This window comes from Actinoplanes sp. NPDC049802, assembly GCF_040656595.1.
Lineage (GTDB): Bacteria > Actinomycetota > Actinomycetes > Mycobacteriales > Micromonosporaceae > Actinoplanes.
The window spans coordinates 103,025-119,473 of sequence record NZ_JBFAMR010000007.1 but is presented as its reverse complement, the minus strand read 5'-3'; the positions used below and the strand labels follow the sequence as shown (position 1 = coordinate 119,473).

Sequence of the window (16,449 nt, the reverse complement as noted above, 5' to 3'; positions counted from 1 at the left end):
ATGCTTTCAGATGCGACTACCTCGGTAAAAGCGGTGCGATGTTACAACTCTCACGCGCTGCGCCGATGCGATCCGTTATGGCCGTACCCTGACGGAGTGAGTGATCTGTCTCCCGCCACGCACACCGGCGACCCGTTGCCGGTTCTCACCGTGGTGACCGGGACGAAACCGCGGCCCGCGCCACTCGACCCACCGATGATTCCCTTCGCCCTGGCCGGCGTCGCCGCCTTCGCAGTCGCGACATTGGTCACATGGCTCGCCGAGGTGCCCGACCTGTGGTTCCAGACCAGTCTGGCCGGCCTGCTGTGGGGCATTCCGGGCACCCTGACCATGGTCGTGCACGACCGGAACAGGCGACGCCGCCGGGCGCTGACCCACCCGGAGTTCACCGTCGACGGCTGACCTAGCTGTGGCCGTAATCCTCGGCCGGCTCGCCCGACTCCACCGAGCCGTGCCCGCGGCTGACCGCCACTGCCTCGACCTCGCTGTCGTCATACACCGTCGGCAGTTCGTCGACCGGCTGCTCGGCCGCGCTGAGCAGCGCCTCCGAGTGCGCGCCGCAACCGTGGTCGGCGCTGACCGCCCGGCCGTCGTCAGGCGCATACAGGTTTCCGCAGACGCCGAACATCTGCCGCAGCGTGCCGGCCAGCGGAAGGTAGAAGCCGCAGGTGCCGCAACGGGCGTTCCGCGGGGCGGCCGCCGAGATCGGCGCCTCCGGGCCTCCGTCCCCGTCATACCACCGCTGGGCCGTCTCCATCCGGCCGTCCTTGGACATCACCCGGGAACGGCCCAGGCCCAGCTCCCAGGAAACCTCCTCGACGGCGGCGTCGTCACTCAGCACGTAGCCCGGGGTGAGGCGCTCGTCGTCCGGCGCGGTCGGCATCAGATCGCCGACACCCAGATCGCCGGGCTGCACCCGCTCGTTCCACGGCACCCAGCCGGGGGCGAGCAGCGCATCCGGCCCCGGCAGCAACACCGTCTCGCAGACCGTGACGTGCCGGCTGCGCGGGACGCGGGTCACCGTCACCGCCCAGCGCCAGCCCTTGTAGCCGGACAGATGACTTTCGAAGAAGTGAGTCACGACACGGTCGCCCTCGGCGATCGCTTCGAGATGCTCGCCGATGTCGTCGGGGTCCACTTCGGTGATGGCACCACGGGCCACCCCGACGGCATCGGCACAGACCTGGTCGAGTCGGGCGGCGCGGGTGGTGGTCCTGGAGGTCACCCGCCCATTGTTGCCTACCGAACCCGGTGGTCCGCAACGACTCCCCAGATAGACCGGCGCGGAACGGGACGCGGGTCGCCCACATCAGTCAGGATGGTTCCCATGCCGCTGCTTCCCACACTCGGACGCACCGTCGGCACCGGCGTCAAAGCCGCCCGATTGCTGGTGCGTGGTTCGGTGCGCGGCGGCGCCTGGGCCACCCGCCGTGTCGGCTCGGCCCGCGCCCGCGGAGCGGCCAACGAGGTCGGCATGATCCGGCTCTTCGACCTGCACGCCGTCTCGTGCGCAGGCGACGCGCTCATCGCCATCGGCCTGGCCGGCACCATCTTCAGCGTTCCGCTCGGCGAGGCGCGCAGCAAGGTCGGGCTCTACCTGCTCATCACCATGGTTCCGTTCGCACTGCTGGCGCCGGTCGTCGGGCCGCTGCTCGACCACTTCCGCCACGGCCGGCGTTACGCGCTGGCCGCCACCTTCCTCGGCCGCGCCTTCCTGGCCTACGTCATGGCCGACAACCTGCTCGGCTGGGGTCTCTATCCGGCGGCTTTCGGGGTGCTCGCGCTGTCCCGGGCGTATGGTGTGGCCCGCTCCGCGGCCGTGCCACGTCTCCTGCCGGAAGGCGTCGGACTGTCCCAGGTGGGCGCACGGGCCAGCGTCTACGGCACCTTCGCGGGCATCCTGGTGGCGCCGATCGGCCTGCTGGCCTTCAAGTTCGGGCCACAGTGGCCGCTGCGGGTCGCCACGCTCATCTTCCTCATCGGCATGGTCATCTCGCTGCGCCTGCCGCCACGCGCCGACTCCGACCCGCCCGAGGAACTCCCCCGAGCCTGGCACACCGTGCTGCGCATGGGCCGCGGCCCGGAACGCCCGCTCTCCGGCCCGCTGGTCGTCGCCACCCTGATCGGCAGCACCAGCCTGCGCCTGCTCTACGGCTTCCTGCTGCTCTTCCTCACCTTCGCGATCATGGGCGGCCAACTGACCACCTCGGTCCTCGGCACGGAACTCAGCCGCGGCGCAGCGGTCGGCCTGGTCGGCGCCGCCCTGGCCCTCGGCACCTTCATCTCCACGGCCGCCGGCACCGGCCTGCGCATCCGGCGGCCCCTCGCCCTGCAGTCCAGCGGCCTGATCATCACAGCCGGTGTGGCGGTGCTCACCACGATCTTCTACAACCTCGCGATGGTCACCCTGCTGGCGCTGCTCACCGCGATCTTCAGCGGCATCGCCAAACTGGCCGTCGACGCCAGCATCCAGGAGCGTGTCCCGGAACGGCAGCGGGCCACCGCCTTCGCCCACTCGGAGACGGCCCTCATGCTGGCCTGGGTGGCCGGCGGCGGTCTCGGCATCATCCCGTTCGACGGTCGCCTCGGCATCGGCTTCGCCGCCCTGCTGGCCGTCCTGGCCGCGGTCCGGGCCGCCTGGTCCGCCGCCCGGCTGCACAACGAGCGCCTCCTCGGCCGCCCGGACGCCCTCTCCCCGGACAACCCGGACGCCGCCGGTTCTCCCGACTCTTCCGGTTCTCCCGGTTCTCCCGGCTCCCCGGGTGCCCCCGGCTTCCCCGACGACGAAGCCACCACCCGCCTCGACCCCGATGCCGCCCGGACCGGCCCGGGCACCCGCCGCCCTTCACCGAGCGCCGATCCAGGCACCCGCGGGTCCGCCCGCCACGCCGACCCGGATGCCCACCGGAACTTCGGGGCCGCCACCCGGGACACCGATCCGGACCCGCTGTGGACAGCCTTCGACGCCGACGAGCAGACGTCCTCCCGGCCGCGGCGCCCCAACCCGGCCGCGCCCGCCGCCGACCCGAGCCGCCGTCCCGGCTCGAAGCCACCACGCACCAGCAGCAGCCCGACGTCCCGCACCCGGAAGGTCGCCCCGTCCACCCCCACCCCGCGCCGCTCCACCGACGCCCAGGACGGCGACACTCAGCGCCTCGACCCCGCGCCGGCAGACCGCCGATGGTGGGGTGGCAAACGCAAGACCACACCACCGAACCCCGCCCCCGAACCGGACCGGACCGCCCCACCACCGGCCCGCTCCGAGAACTGGGACGACAGCATCCTCGAGGACTGGAACGACCAGCCCCCGCCCCGCCGCCCGGCCGCTCCCCCCGGCTTCCACGTCTACCGACCGTCCTCCGCCGAACACGACGACGACCCGGATTCCTGAGCTCTCTCCCCGATGCTGACGACGGACGGCCGCAAGCCGCGCCCATCGCCCGACGCCGGTCCGGCGAAGTCGCGGCGGCCCCCGGCACCCGGCACCCGGCACCCGGCACCCGGCACCCGGCAAAGCCTGACGGATGGCGGCAAGCCGCACGCACGAGCGCGGGCACCCGGCAACAGCCTGACGGATGGCGGCGAACCGCACGAACGAGCTCGGGCACCGAAGAACCAGTGATGAGGAACCGTGACCGAATACCCGCTCTTGATCGTCACCGCGGTGACCGCTGAGGCCGATGCCTTTCGCGCCCGGCTCGATCCGGGTCGCACCGTCGTCGAAGCGGTCGGCGTCGGCCCGGCAGCAGCAGCCGCCGGCACCGCCCGCCTGCTGGCCACCGGTCACTACCGGGCGGTGATCAGCGCGGGCATCGCGGGCGGTTTCCCCGGCCGGGCCCCGGTCGGCAGCCTGGTGATCGCGACCCGCAGCATCGCCGCCGATCTGGGCGCCGAATCCCCAGACGGCTTCCTGCCGATCGAGGAGCTCGGTTTCGGCAGCAGCCTCCTCGACACCGACCCGGCGCTGCTCAAGGCGCTGCGAACCGCCCTTCCCGAGGCGATCATCGGTGATGTCCTCACGCTCGCCACGGTCACCGGCACGGCGGAGACCGCCGAACGCCTGGCCACCCGCTTCCCGGAGGCCGCCGCCGAGGCGATGGAGGGTCACGGTGTGGCCGTCGCCGCCTCCGGCGCCGGCCTACCGTTCGCGGAACTGCGCGCCATCTCCAACCCGATCGGCCCCCGCGACCGCGCCGCGTGGCGCCTGGCCGATGCTTTCGCCGCGCTCGGATCCACGGCCCCAGCCCTCGACACGCTTCCCTGACCAAGGCATTTTCCGGTACGCGTGACACCGTGCCGCATTTCCGGGTCGTCCCGCCCAGCCGGCGCGATCTCGCTGCCCACTCCCGCCCGTGCCGCACCCGCCGGGCTGAGATCGGTGGTCCCGCACGGAACGGCGATCCACTCCGGCCGGCCCCAAGCCCTGACCCTGCTGGCCGAATCGCCCGCCCGCCTGGCGCCCCGCCGCCCTGCCACCCTGCCACCCTGCCACCCTGGCGTCCTGGCGTCCTGGCGTCCTGGCGTCCTGGCGTCCTGGCGTCCTGCCGTCCTGGCGTCCTGCCGTCCTGGCGTCCTGGCGTCCTGGCGTCCTGCCGTCCTGCCGTCCTGCCGTCCTGCCGTCCTGCCGTCCTGGCGTCCGGTGGGCGGAGGGCCGGCGTGCGGGGCGATGTGTGCTCGGAGAACGTGACACCCGTAGTGGGTGTGACGACACCCGTTGCGGGTGTCACGTCTGCGGAACACCGATGGCCGAGATCCGAGTCCCGTCTCCCCGGACGGGGATCCGTTCCTGCGTGCGCTGCCAGCCGGGGAACGTGGCGGTGGTTCCGTGTGGCGGCCGGCCGGTGCCGCACGGTGAAGTTCACGTCAGCGGCGGTCGCCGAGGAGCCATCACCGGCCGGGCCGGGTCGCTTCGCCGGTCTTGCTCAGCGACGAGCGCACCGTTCACGCAATGCCGTCTACATGCGCAACCGCCGCAGCGGACGGGTCTTCACCGGTCCTGGACCGCCGATCACCGGCGGGCCGTCTACATGCGCAACCGCCGCAGCGGACGGGTCTTCACCGGTCTTGGACCGCCGATCACCGGCGGCAGGTGCGGGTGGCCGTCGGCCGGGCCGGCCCGGGTGACCACCGACCTCAGCCCGGCGGGCGCGGCACGGGCCGGCGCCGGCAGCGGGGTCGCGCCGACCGGACGGGACGGCACCGAAGGAACGGGACGGGGTCACGCGTACCGGAGACGGGCAACGGCCGGGAGGGGGCAGGCGCTCGCGGGGTGGCCTGCGAGGGCGAGGTGGTTTGCGGTGGAAGCGGCCTGATCGCGGGTTTTCACGCATCCTGATCATGAAGTCGGCCGAGTGGATCGTTTACACGGAAGCTGTTGCTGTCGGCGACCGTGCGCGGCATGCTGCGCTGAACAGGCATGTGACCGGGACCATACCGTCGGCAGCGAAGCGAGGATCGATGGACGACGTCACCATGTCGGCGGGGGCGCGGGCCCGGTTGATCGGCGCCGGTTATGCCGCGCAGGGTCTCGGGTACGCGACCGTGGTGACGGCGTTGCCGGCGTTCAAGGACCGGCAGGGCATCGACGACGGGTTCGTCTCGGCGATCCTGTTGCTGGTGTGTGTGGCGGCGGCGGGTGGCTCGGTGCTGGCGGACCGGATCGCCGCCCGGTGGGGCAGCCGGTACGCGCTCGCCACCGGCCTTCTGATCGTCGGGCTGGGCCTGGCGGGGACCACGTTCCGGTCGCCGAACGCGGTGTTCGCGGCGATCCTGCTCGCCTACGGTGTGGGGCTCGGGGCGGTGGACGCGTCGCTGAGCATGCAGGGCGTGCTGGTGCAGGCCCGTCTCGGCCGCAGTGTGATGAGCCGGTTGTTCGCCGCCTACACGGCCGCGGCGATCGCGGCGGCGCTGCTGATGTCGGCGGTGCTGGCCGGTGGCGCGGGGGCCGCGGTGGCGGTGACGGTGGCGGCGGTGTTCGCGATCCTGGTCGGGCTGGTGGGCTGGCGGCTGTTCGAGCCGGGGCGGACGCTGCGGTCGGACGTCGCCCACGCCGGGGGCGGGCGCAGCGTACGCCCGGTCGTTCTGGTCTGCGGGATGTTGATCTTCACGGCGTTCCTGGTGGACTCGGCGGTCAGCACGTGGAGTTCGGTCTACCTGAGTGATTCGCTGGCCGCGGCCGCCTCGGTGGCGCCGCTGGGCTACGCCGCCTATCAGGGTGCGGTGCTGGTGAGCCGTCTGGTCGCGGATCACATGACGCCGCGGGCCGGGCGGGTGCCACTCGCGGTCGGTTCGCTGGTGGTGTGCGGCATCGGCTGTGGACTGGTGGTTCTGCTGCCTGCCGTGGGGGCCGCGGTGACCGGGTTCGCGATCGCCGGTATCGGGGTCGGGGTGCTGGTTCCGCTGGCGTTCAGCGCGGCCGGCGAGGCGGCGATGGCCAGCAGCGACGAGGTGATCGCCAAGGTGAACCTGTTCAACTACGGCGGTGCGCTGGGTGGTGCCGTGCTGCTGGGGGCGCTGTCCGAGCCGATCGGGTTGCGGTGGGCGTTCCTGATCCCGGTGGTGGCGGTGATCGCTACTCTCCCGCTGGCGCGGCGGCTGCGGAATCTGACAGTGGCCGAACCGGCGGTCGACAAAGCGGAGGCATAAGCTTTGGCCGTGCCGAAGCTGGTGGATCACGACCTGAGACGGGCGGAGCTGCTGGCGGCCACCTGGCGGGTGGTCCGGTCCCGCGGGGTCGAGGGCACCACCACCCGGGCGATCGCCGACGAGGCGCGCTGCTCGCTCAGCGTGCTGGCCCATTTCCTGGGCGGCAAGGACGACATCCTGGTGGCCGCGCAGAGGGCGGTCTACGACCGGATCGTGGAGCGGGCCTTCCGGATCGGCGGCGATCTGTACGGTCTGGACGCGCTGCGCGCCGCCTTGGAGGCGGTGTTGCCGATCGACGAGGAGCGGGCCGCCGACGCGCATGTGAACGTGGCTTTCGCCGGGGCGGCGCTCTCCCATCCGCGGCTGGCCGATTCGCGCCGCGCGTCGCACCGGGAGATCCGCGGCCATCTGCGGACGTGTCTGCGCGAGGCGCGGGAGCTGGGCGAGCTGCGGGCGGGTGTCGACGACGAGGCCGTGATCGACGATTTCATCATCCTGGTGGAGGGCAGCACCCTGCTGAGCCTGGTGGACGGCTGGGCGGAGGAGGGACGCGCCGAACGGCTGTCCCGCCTCGCCGCCGGTTTCATCGATCAGCTGCGTGGCTGAGCCGCGATCAGATCCCGATACCAGAACCAAGAATCCTTTTTCGTACGCTCGAGCGTCGCAAAATCAACGTAGATGAGCCCGAATCGCTCGTCGTATCCGGCTGCCCACTCGAAGTTGTCGATCGCGGACCACACGTAGTACCCGTCGACCCGTACCCCGGCGGCGATCGCGTCGCCGACCGCCCGCAGGTGGGCGTCCAGATAGGAGATCCGCCGCTCGTCGGGTACCCGCCCGTCCGCACCGGGCGGCGCGTCGTGGAACGACGCCCCGTTCTCGGTGATGATCACCGGGGGCAGCGCCGGATACCGGTCACGAAGGGTCACCAGGATCTCGGTGAGCCCGGCGGGCACGATCGCCCACCCGAAGTCGGTCCGCTCGTCGCTCTTGACCGGCACCGGCGAGAACGGCATGCCGGACGGAATGTCCACTTCGAGCACGCCGGAGTAGTCCTTCCCGGCCCGCGGCGCCTCGATCATCGTCGGCTCGTAGTAGTTGACCCCGTAGAAGTCGAGCCGTGCCTTGATCAGCTCGAGGTCCCGGTCGAGCTGGGCGTCCGGCACTGCGACGGCGGCCCGGATCAGCTCGTCCGGGTAGTCGCCGAGCAGGATCGGGTCGGAGAAGGTCCAGTTGGTGAGCGTGGAGAAGACGGTGGCCGCCTCGATGTCGGCCGGGTCGTCGCTTGCCGCCGAGACCGGGAAGTGCTGCCCGGCGACGCCTACCGAACCGGCCCCGTGCTCACGCAGGACCCGCACCGCCAGCCCGTGTGCGAGCAGTTGGTGGTGTGCCGCCGGCAGGGCCCCGAGTCCGAGTCCGCGGGCCGGGGCGTGGTCGGTGAGCGCGTACCCGTAGAGGGTGTGCACGTTCATCTCGTTCATGGTGATCCAGTCCCGGACCCGGTCGCCGAGGCGTGACACGACGGTGCCGGTGTAGTCGGCGAGCCGGTGGGCGGTGTCCCGGTTCATCCAGCCGCCCGCGTCCTCGAACTGCTGCGGAAGGTCCCAGTGGTAGAGCGTCGGCACCGGCCGTACCCCGGTGCTGAGCAGCTTGTCCACGAGCCGGTCGTAGAAGTCGAGGTCGCCGGCGAGGACTCGGGTCCAGGAGAGGGAGAACCGGTAGTCGTGCACCCCGGCTTCGGCGATCAGGTCGATGTCGGAGGCGTACCGGTGGTAGTGGTCGATCGCCACCCGGGCGTCCTGGCCGTGCCGGACGGTGCCGGGCCGGGCGGTGAAGGTGTCCCAGATGCTCGGGCCTTTGCCGCCCGCGTCGGCCGCGCCCTCGATCTGGTACGCCGAGGTGGACATGCCGAACCGGAAACCGGGTGGGAACTGGGGGTACAAGGTGGTCCTTTCAGCGCAGCGCCCGCAGGCGGGGCAGGAGGGCCAGCGCGACCAGCGCGACGGCCGTGGTGAGCAGGTAGAGGGTGGGGTAACCGCCGAGCGCCGTGACGACGGGCGCGGCGAGGACCGGGGCGATCAGTTGCGGCAGGGTTCCGGCGATGTTGGCGACGCCGAGCATGGTGGCCCGGGTCTCGGCGTCCGGCAGGACGTGGGTCATCACCGCCATGTCGACCGCGATGTACGCCCCCCAGCCGACCCCGACCAGCACCGACGCCCCGATGACCACTGCCACGACGGGCACCATGGCCATCAGCGCGGTGCCGAGGGCGAGCAGGATCGCCCCGGCCGCCACGAACACCTTGCGCCGTTCCCAGCGGTCGGACAGCACTCCCCCGGCGAATCCGGCGACGCCCGCGAAGAGCACGTTGACGACCGTCACGACGAGCACCCAGGTGGCCGCGTCGGCGACTTTCACCTGGTCCGACAGGTAGTAGAGCAGGTACACCAGGACCAGCGCGTTGACCAGGTTGAGCAGGAAGCGGATCAGCCACGCCCAGGCGAACTGCCCACCCGGCCACACCCAGTGGAACCTCGCGCGGGCCGTCACGACCGGCGCCTCCCGGTGGATGAGCAGCAGCGCTCCGCCGAGCGCCGGGACGGCGATCGCCACCGCGACGTAACCCCAGGATCCGGCGCCGACGGCCACCGCGATGGCGGTGCCGAGGACCACGCCGACGATCTGCGCCACCCCGAAGAGGGCGCCGACCGTGCCGCGCTGGTTCTCCGGCACCCGGTCGCCGATCATCGCGGCCAGCGCGGCGAGTGGTCCGTTCAACCCGGCCTGGACGAGGATCCAGCCGGCGACCATGATCGCGGTGGTGTCCGCACCGGAGAGGACGAGCAGTCCGGCGATCCCGGTGACGGTTCCGGCCAGGAAGACCGGGCGCCGTGCCCGCAGCCGGTCGGAGAGGATTCCCCACAGCGGGTTGGCGACCATGGAGACGGCCGCTCCCCAGGCGGTGACCAGGGCGAGCAGCGCCTCCTTGCCGTCGTCACCGGCGAGGCGGGCGGCCTGTTCGGGCAGCAGGATCTGGATCGGCCCGAACCAGCCGGCCGCGATCCCGATCATGGCGAGCGCGTAGGCCGTCATCCAGCGACGGCCCACGCGTTCCTGGACCAGGGTCACGCACGGGCCCCTTCCCACATCACCGTGTACGCCTCGGCGCCGCGCAGCAGCTGCGACCTGAGCAGCGGACCGTCGGCTCCGGCCTGGTTGATCAGGTCGGTGACCCAGTCGGCGTACAGGCCGTACTGGGCGACGCCGTCGGTGTTGAGGTCGAAGGTGCGGCTGCCGTAGACCTGTCTGGTGACGGTGGTGCCGTTGATCGCGGTGAACGGGTAGGTGAGCGGGCTGGATCCGGCGTTCAGGCGGGGGGCGGCTTGCGGTCCCAGCCCGTTCACGTCGGTGCCCACCCCGTACCCGGTGATCTTCGATCCGTTGGCGAGGGCCCGGTGTGCGCGCCATTCGCCGAGGAAGGTGCCGGTGTCCTGGCCGTCGTCGGTGGCCGAGAACGCGTAGCTGGCGACGAACCCGCCGAGCCCGAGCAGGCGGTTGATCATGGCGGGATCGGACCAGGTGTGCACCGAGGTGACACCGGGGTAGCCGGCCTGCTCGGCGAGGTCGAGGACCGCCGACGCGGTCTTCACCCCCATGTGGTCGATGTGGATGATCATGCCGCGGGCCATCATCGCTTTGACGAGGTACGTGCCGAGCTCGGTCAATCCGCGCGTGTTGCAGATCTTCCCGCTCGGGTAGACCGGCAGGACCGTCCCGGCCGGCAGGCTGACCCCGAGTTCCAGCAGCTTGGCGATGTCGTCGCTGACCAGCGGCTGCTCGTTGTCGGACGGCCCGGTGCAGCTGGTGGCCTGCCACCAGTGCCCGGTGGAGATCAGGTTGCCGACGTTGACGGCCGCGCCGGTGACGCCCTCGTCGAAGCGGGTGCCGCCGAACGCGTTGTCGAACTTGTGCACCGGGTAGAAGCTGCTGACGCCCATGCTCTCCAGCTCGTCGAGCCCGGCGTCGATGTCGGCGGTGGTGCACTGCGGCACACCCTTGATCTCCCGGCAGCCGAAGATCTCCGAGTTCTCCACGCCGATGGTGACCGCGAGTTTGCCCTGGGCGGCGATCTGCCGAACCTGCTGCGGCGTGGTGGCCAGCCGGAACCAGCCCTTGCCGGGGCCACCGCTGCGGGCGTCCACATAGTCCTGCATCTTCCGCAGGTAGGTGGACTGGGCCCGGATCTGGTCCATCTCGTCGCAGGAGGTGTGCTCGGGCGTCAGCTCGCAGATCACCCGGTTGGCCACCAGCAGCACGTTGTGCACCCGCTGCCCGGACTTCCAGGCGCGCTCCAGGCTGCGGAAGTAGGACGCCTCGTGGAGCATCGTGTCGTGCTGTGGCCAGTCCCCGAAGGTGGGCCAGCCGTCCTCGGCCGAGTTGATCGGGTCGGTGCCCGCGATGATCGCCTCGAGCAGGGCGCCCCAGCCGAGGGTGGCGTGCGAGGCGCAGCCCTTGAGCGCGACCGGGGCGCCACCGGGGGCGTACGCGTCCCCGCAGTGCAGGGCCCCGCCGAACGCCTCGGCCGCGGTGATGTGGGAGTGCGCGTCGATCCAGCCGACCAGCCGGCCCTGCGCGTCGACGCCGGCGGCCGGGGTGCCGCTCACCCCGGTGGCGATGTCCGGGATCGGGGCGCAGCCGGTGGCCGGGGTGAACGTGAAGGTGCCGCTGCCGGCGCCGAGGCCGCCCAGGTGGTTGCCCATCTGCTGACCGGTGGCCGTGGCGACCAGCCGGTACTGGCCGTCGGCGGCGCTGACCGTCCAGTCGGCGCGGTCGCCGTACTCGGAGCCGGCCCAGACCCAGCCGAGAACGCTCTGGTAGATCGGCGCGCCGGTCGAGTCCCGCACCTGGTAGCGGCCGAGTTGGGTGGCTTCGAAGCGGAATTTCTCGGCGTTCGACGCGGTGCTGGTGAACCCGTACCCGACGCTGTCCTTGAAGACGTATTTGCTGGAGGTCTTGAGGGTGACGCAGGCACCCTCCAGATCGTTTGCCGGCGCCCAGTTCGCGGCTCCGTAGGCGGGGGCGGGCAGCCCACCGACGAGGCCGAGCACCAGGACGCCCGCGACCAGGGAACGAGTCACGCGGCACCCCCTTGGTAGATCAATTGATCCGACAAGGCGGAGTGTAAGAACGGTCACACCTCAGAGGCCAGAGGGATACGTGAATATTTTTCTCTGGCGGCAGATGAGAAGTAGCGTGGTGGACGTGGCGCTCTCTCTGGCGGTCTCCCCGTGCCCCAACGACACGTTCGTCTTCCACGCCCTGATCCACGGGCTGGTGTCCGGCGCCCCGCCGATCGATCTGACCTTCGCCGACGTCGACGTCACCAACACGGCCGCGCTCGACGGCGCCTTCGACCTGGTCAAGGTGAGCTACGCGGCGCTGCCCTGGCTGCTCGGCGACTACGAGCTGCTGCCCTGCGGGGGCGCGCTCGGGCGGGGCTGCGGCCCGCTGGTGCTGACCCGGGACCGCGCCGACCTCAGCGGCGCGACCGTGGCGGTGCCCGGCGACCGCACCACCGCCTACCTGCTGTTCCGTCTCTGGGCCGCCGATCAGCGGCCGGCCCGGATCGAGGTCGTCCCGTTCCACCAGATCATGCCGGGGGTCGCCGAGGGCCGCTTCGACGCCGGCCTGGTGATCCACGAGGCCCGCTTCACCTATCCGAGGTACGGTCTGTCCGCCCTCGTCGACCTCGGCGAGTGGTGGGAACGCGACACCGGCCTGCCGATCCCGCTCGGCGCCATCCTCGCCAAACGCGGGACCGTCGACCCGGCCGCCGCCACCGGCTGGATCCGCGACTCGCTACGGCACGGCTGGCGCGACCCGGCCGCCAGTCAGGACTTCGTCCTCGCCAACGCGCAGGAGATGGAGCCGACCGTGGTGAAACAGCACATCGAGCTCTACGTCAACGAATTCACCCTGGAACTGGGCGAAGACGGACTCGCCGCCGCCGACACCCTGCTCGGGCGCGCGGCGGCGGCGGGTCTGACGCCTGCGGTGCCGTCCTTCCGGTAAGCGCGTTGCCTAGATCTCGAACTCGCGGGCGACCGCGTGCACCAGCTGCGCGATCTTCAGCGAGGTCTTCTTGTCGGGGTAGCGCCCACGCTGCAACGACGGCTGCACCGTGCTCTCCAGCACCTTGATCATGTCTTCGATCATGCTGGCCAGCTCGTCCGCCGGGCGGCGGCGCAACTCGGCCAGCGAAGGCGGGGCGTCCAGCAGCTTCACGCCGAGAGCCTGCGCGCCCTTACGGCTGTCGACGACGCCGAACTCGATCCGCTGGCCCGTCTTCAACTCGGTGACGCCAGACGGAAGCGCGCCCTTGGGCAGGAACACGTCACCACCCTCGTCACTGGTGACGAAACCGAATCCCTTCGTCGCGTCGTACCACTTCACTCGACCCGTGGGCACCGCTGACCTCAACTTCACTCAATGGACACAACCGCTCACGGCTAGGCTATCCACAGGAGCGCTCGGACCCAACTGCAATCTCACTCAGCAACGCCGGAAACGCGGTGAGATCGGACAGCACGTGAGACGCCCCGGCCTCCCACAGCTCCCGCTCGGAGCACGGGCCGGTGACCAGCCCGACCCCGGGGACGCCGGCGGTCCGGGCGGCCACCATGTCGGCCACGTGGTCACCCACATACCACCGCACCCCGTGCTCCACCAGCGCGGCCGCCTTGCCCTCGGCGAACAGGTCGCCGGCCAGCTCGTCGGCCCGCAGACCCAGGTGGTCAAGGTGCAGACGGGCCAGCCGGCCCAGCTTCGAGGTCACCACCACCACCCGCAGCCCGGCCGCCCGCACCGCCGCGAGCGCCTCGACGGCGCCCGGCATCGGCAGGCTCGGGGCCACGGCGTGGTCCGGGTACAGACTCCGGAACGTGGTGACCGCGTCCTCGACCGACTCCTCGGGGAACCAGTACCGCAGCTCGGTCCGCAGCGGCGGACCGAGCCGGGACACGGCCAGGTCGGCGTCGACGTGCACGCCGGTCGCGAGGGTGAGCGCCCGGTACGTCTCCCGGATACCGGGCCGGGAGTCGATCAGGGTCATGTCCAGATCGAACCCGACCGCGGCCCTCACGGGTGGCGGCTGGCGGCGCGGTAGCTCAGGCTCTCCACCGGCAGCGGGAAGGTCAGGTCGTCACCGAACGGGGACGGGGCGGCGGCACGGTCGGAGATGAGCTCGGACACGTGCATCTTGCCCGACATGTCCACACCACGCGCGCCGGCGACCTCGTTCGCCGGTGTCGACGTCCCCGCCGTCTTGGCCTTCGCCACTTTCGGTCCTCCTCGCAATCGAGGTCCGGCCACGCCCGGACCGGACACCATCGTCCCATGAACGTTAGCGTTGAAGACGATGGCCACCACATTCGCCGATCAACTCCGGTCGCTGCCCGACGAAGCGCTGGGCGCGCTCATACAGCTGCGCCCCGACCTCGTCGTGCCGGTGCCCGCCGACATCTCGGCCCTCGCCGTACGCGCACAGTCCCGTAACTCGGTCGCCCGCTGCCTGGACGGCCTCGACGAGTTCACCCTCGCCGTCCTCGACGCGGCCCGCCTGAGCCGGGCCGACGACACCGCCCTGACCTCGGTGGACGCGATCCTCGCACTGGTCGCGAGCGTCCCGGAGGAGGACGCCCGCCTCGCGGTCGACCGGCTGCGGGTCCGCTTCCTGCTGCACGGCCCGCCCGAGGCGCTGCAGGTCGTCGGCGCGGTCGACGAGGTCACCTCCCCGTACCCCGCCGGGCTCGGCCGGCCCGCCGACTACCTGGACGCGCGGGCCGCCGCGCTCTGCGCCGACCGGGCGAAGCTGCGCCGTACCGTGCTGGCCGCGCCGCCCGGCGCCCGCGCCGTGCTGGACCGGCTCGCCGCGGGTCCCCCGATCGGGGCGCTCAGCCGGGACTCCGTGGCCGAGCCGGTGAAATGGCTCGTCGAGCAGCACGTGCTGGTCCCGGTCTCGGAGGCGGGCCGCGCCCCGCACCCGGACGGCGACCTCGTCGAGTTGCCCCGCGAGGTGGGCATGCTGCTGCGCCGCGACACCGGGCCGCTCGGCCCCCTGCGGCCGGGCGCGCCCGTCCCGGACGGCCCGTCCCGCGACCCGCGGGCCACCGACTCGGCCGGCGCCGGGCAGACCATGGAGGCGGTCCGCGCCACCGAGGCGATCCTCGAGGCCCTCGCCGCCGAACCGGCCGCCGTGCTGCGCGCCGGCGGCCTCGGCGTACGCGACCTGAAACGGCTGGCCAAGGCGGCCGGCATCGACGAGGCAGGCGCCGCGCTGCTGATCGAGACGGCGTACGCGGCCGGCCTGCTCGGCGAGTCCGAGGTCGCCCCCGCCCGGGCCACCACGCCGGCACAGGACGTGTTCCTGCCCACCGGGGCGTACGACCTGTGGCGTGCCACCGGAGTCGCCCACCGCTGGGCCGCCCTGGCCCGCGCCTGGCTCGCCATGACCCGGCAGCCCGGACTCGTCGGCCGCCGCGACGAACGGGACCGGCCGGTCAACGCCCTCGCCCCGGACACCGAACGAGCCGGCGCCCCACAGGCCCGCCGGGAAGCCCTCGGCACCCTCGCCGACCTCGCGCCCGGCGCCGCGCCGGGCGTCGACGACCTGCTCGGGCTGCTGTCCTGGCAGGCCCCACGGCGGGCCCGCGGGCGGGAGGCGGCACACCGGGACGCGTACACCGGCGCCGCGCTGCTGGGGATCACCGGATTGGGGGCGCTCACGTCGTACGCCCGGGTGCTGCTCGCCGACGGGGAGACGGACGGTGGTGACCCGCTCGGGGTGCATCCGGAGGATGCGCACGCCGACGCCGTGCGCGCGCTGGACCGGCTGCTGCCCGCCCCGGTCGATCATGTCCTGGTGCAGGCCGACCTGACCGTCGTGGTGCCCGGCCCGCCCGAGCCGGAGCTGGCCGCCGAACTGGACGTGCTCGCCGAGCCGGAGTCGGCCGGCGGGGCGAGCGTCTTCCGGGTCACCCCGGCCAGTGTCCGGCGCGCCCTCGACATCGGCTATCAGGCCGCCGACCTGCACGAGTTGTTCCGCCGCCGGTCCCGGACCCCGGTGCCGCAGACGCTGACCTACCTGATCGACGACGCGGCCCGCCGGCACGGCGGCCTGCGCAGCGGTTCGGCCGGCTCCTACCTGCGCAGCGACGACGAGGCGCTGCTCGCCGAAGTGTCCGGCGACAAACGGCTCGGCACCCTCGACCTGCGCCGCATCGCGCCGACCGTGCTGGTCAGCCCGCGCCCGGTGGCCCGGCTGCTGGGCGCCCTCCGCGAGGCCGGGTACGCCCCGGTCGCCGAGGACGCCGGCGGCGCGACCGTGCTGACCCGGCCGAAGGCTCGCCGGGCGCCCACCCGCACCGCCCGGGTTCCGGAGCAGTCCGGCCCGGTGCTGGTCGGCCCGCGTCTCGCCGGAGTGGTGGAGCAACTGCGGCGCGGCGACATCGCCACCCGTGCCGCCCGCCGCGCCCCCGTCACGGTGCGCGCCGCGCACGGCCAGGCGGTGCCCGGTCTGACGGCCGTGCAGCAGCACACGCAGGCCATGGCGGTGCTCCAGCAGGCGGTCCGCGACAGGGCCCGCGTCTGGGTGGGGTACGTCGACTCGCACGGCGCCACCCTGTCCCGCCTGGTCCGCCCGGTCTCCCTCTCGGCCGGCTACCTACGGGCCGAGGACGAACGAGGCGAGAGCCTGCACACCTTCGCCCTGCACCGCATAACCGCCGCCGTCACCGAGGAGTAACC

15 protein-coding genes are annotated in these 16,449 nt (G+C 72.2%); 7 read left to right on the top strand and 8 right to left on the bottom strand.

What is annotated here, in order from left to right:
- The first annotated feature begins 96 nt into the window (after nt 1-96).
- The gene (locus AB0I88_RS07470) at nt 97-402 is read left to right on the top strand and encodes a DUF2530 domain-containing protein (protein ID WP_361019707.1); all 306 of its coding nucleotides are present in this window, start codon (nt 97-99) and stop codon (nt 400-402) included.
- Between the two features lies 1 nt (nt 403).
- Here AB0I88_RS07470 and AB0I88_RS07465 read toward each other — a convergent pair whose 3' ends face one another.
- Nucleotides 404-1,273 (bottom strand): DUF3027 domain-containing protein, encoded by an 870-nt coding sequence (locus tag AB0I88_RS07465; RefSeq protein ID WP_361019942.1) that lies wholly within the window; start codon nt 1,271-1,273, stop codon nt 404-406.
- Nucleotides 1,274-1,327: 54 nt separating this feature from the next.
- Between AB0I88_RS07465 and AB0I88_RS07460 the strand changes: the two genes are divergently transcribed.
- Nucleotides 1,328-3,391, top strand: a complete 2,064-nt coding sequence (locus AB0I88_RS07460) for an MFS transporter (RefSeq protein WP_361019704.1) — start codon at nt 1,328-1,330, stop codon at nt 3,389-3,391.
- 240 nt (nt 3,392-3,631) lie between these two features.
- Complete coding sequence (locus AB0I88_RS07455) at nt 3,632-4,264, top strand: futalosine hydrolase (protein ID WP_361019701.1); 633 nt, start codon at nt 3,632-3,634, stop codon at nt 4,262-4,264.
- Between the two features lie 759 nt (nt 4,265-5,023).
- On the opposite strand, the gene AB0I88_RS07450 is transcribed toward AB0I88_RS07455, so the two are convergent.
- Nucleotides 5,024-5,200: a hypothetical protein gene (locus AB0I88_RS07450; RefSeq protein WP_361019698.1), complete on the bottom strand. Its 177-nt coding sequence runs from the start codon at nt 5,198-5,200 to the stop codon at nt 5,024-5,026.
- A gap of 257 nt (nt 5,201-5,457) precedes the next feature.
- On the opposite strand from AB0I88_RS07450, the gene AB0I88_RS07445 reads away from it, so the two are divergent.
- The gene (locus AB0I88_RS07445) at nt 5,458-6,645 is read left to right on the top strand and encodes an MFS transporter (RefSeq protein ID WP_361019695.1); all 1,188 of its coding nucleotides are present in this window, start codon (nt 5,458-5,460) and stop codon (nt 6,643-6,645) included.
- A gap of 9 nt (nt 6,646-6,654) precedes the next feature.
- The gene (locus AB0I88_RS07440) at nt 6,655-7,251 is read left to right on the top strand and encodes a TetR/AcrR family transcriptional regulator (protein ID WP_361019692.1); all 597 of its coding nucleotides are present in this window, start codon (nt 6,655-6,657) and stop codon (nt 7,249-7,251) included.
- On the opposite strand, the gene AB0I88_RS07435 is transcribed toward AB0I88_RS07440, so the two are convergent.
- From AB0I88_RS07435 to AB0I88_RS07425, 3 genes are read right to left on the bottom strand one after another with little or no spacing between them, the layout of a single operon-like run.
- Nucleotides 7,236-8,588, bottom strand: a complete 1,353-nt coding sequence (locus AB0I88_RS07435; RefSeq protein WP_361019689.1) for a GH1 family beta-glucosidase — start codon at nt 8,586-8,588, stop codon at nt 7,236-7,238. The two genes, AB0I88_RS07440 and AB0I88_RS07435, sit on opposite strands and share 16 nt — an antisense overlap.
- A gap of 10 nt (nt 8,589-8,598) precedes the next feature.
- Complete coding sequence (locus AB0I88_RS07430; RefSeq protein WP_361019686.1) at nt 8,599-9,774, bottom strand: MFS transporter; 1,176 nt, start codon at nt 9,772-9,774, stop codon at nt 8,599-8,601.
- Nucleotides 9,771-11,783, bottom strand: coding sequence for a hypothetical protein (locus tag AB0I88_RS07425; RefSeq protein WP_361019683.1), 2,013 nt, complete (start codon nt 11,781-11,783; stop codon nt 9,771-9,773). Before AB0I88_RS07425 ends, AB0I88_RS07430 begins: the two co-directional genes overlap by 4 nt.
- 124 nt (nt 11,784-11,907) lie before the next feature.
- Between AB0I88_RS07425 and AB0I88_RS07420 the strand changes: the two genes are divergently transcribed.
- Nucleotides 11,908-12,717 (top strand): 1,4-dihydroxy-6-naphthoate synthase, encoded by an 810-nt coding sequence (locus AB0I88_RS07420; RefSeq protein WP_361019680.1) that lies wholly within the window; start codon nt 11,908-11,910, stop codon nt 12,715-12,717.
- A gap of 9 nt (nt 12,718-12,726) precedes the next feature.
- Here AB0I88_RS07420 and AB0I88_RS07415 read toward each other — a convergent pair whose 3' ends face one another.
- The 3 genes from AB0I88_RS07415 to AB0I88_RS07405 are packed head-to-tail and all read right to left on the bottom strand — an operon-like array spanning nt 12,727 to nt 13,983.
- Nucleotides 12,727-13,113, bottom strand: a complete 387-nt coding sequence (locus AB0I88_RS07415) for a cold-shock protein (RefSeq protein WP_361019678.1) — start codon at nt 13,111-13,113, stop codon at nt 12,727-12,729.
- A 46-nt stretch (nt 13,114-13,159) separates the two neighbouring features.
- Nucleotides 13,160-13,786 (bottom strand): HAD family hydrolase, encoded by a 627-nt coding sequence (locus AB0I88_RS07410; protein WP_361019675.1) that lies wholly within the window; start codon nt 13,784-13,786, stop codon nt 13,160-13,162.
- Nucleotides 13,783-13,983, bottom strand: a complete 201-nt coding sequence (locus AB0I88_RS07405) for a hypothetical protein (protein ID WP_361019673.1) — start codon at nt 13,981-13,983, stop codon at nt 13,783-13,785. The genes AB0I88_RS07410 and AB0I88_RS07405 overlap by 4 nt, the downstream gene beginning before the upstream one ends.
- A 79-nt stretch (nt 13,984-14,062) precedes the next feature.
- Between AB0I88_RS07405 and AB0I88_RS07400 the strand changes: the two genes are divergently transcribed.
- Nucleotides 14,063-16,447, top strand: a complete 2,385-nt coding sequence (locus AB0I88_RS07400; RefSeq protein WP_361019670.1) for a helicase-associated domain-containing protein — start codon at nt 14,063-14,065, stop codon at nt 16,445-16,447.
- The last annotated feature ends 2 nt before the right edge of the window (nt 16,448-16,449 follow it).

Coding starts and splice junctions, on each gene's coding strand:
- AB0I88_RS07460 (WP_361019704.1), top strand. CDS start 1,328: ATGCCGCTGCTTCCCACACTCGGACGCACCGTCGGCACCGGCGTCAAA.
- AB0I88_RS07445 (WP_361019695.1), top strand. CDS start 5,458: ATGGACGACGTCACCATGTCGGCGGGGGCGCGGGCCCGGTTGATCGGC.
- AB0I88_RS07400 (WP_361019670.1), top strand. CDS start 14,063: ATGGCCACCACATTCGCCGATCAACTCCGGTCGCTGCCCGACGAAGCG.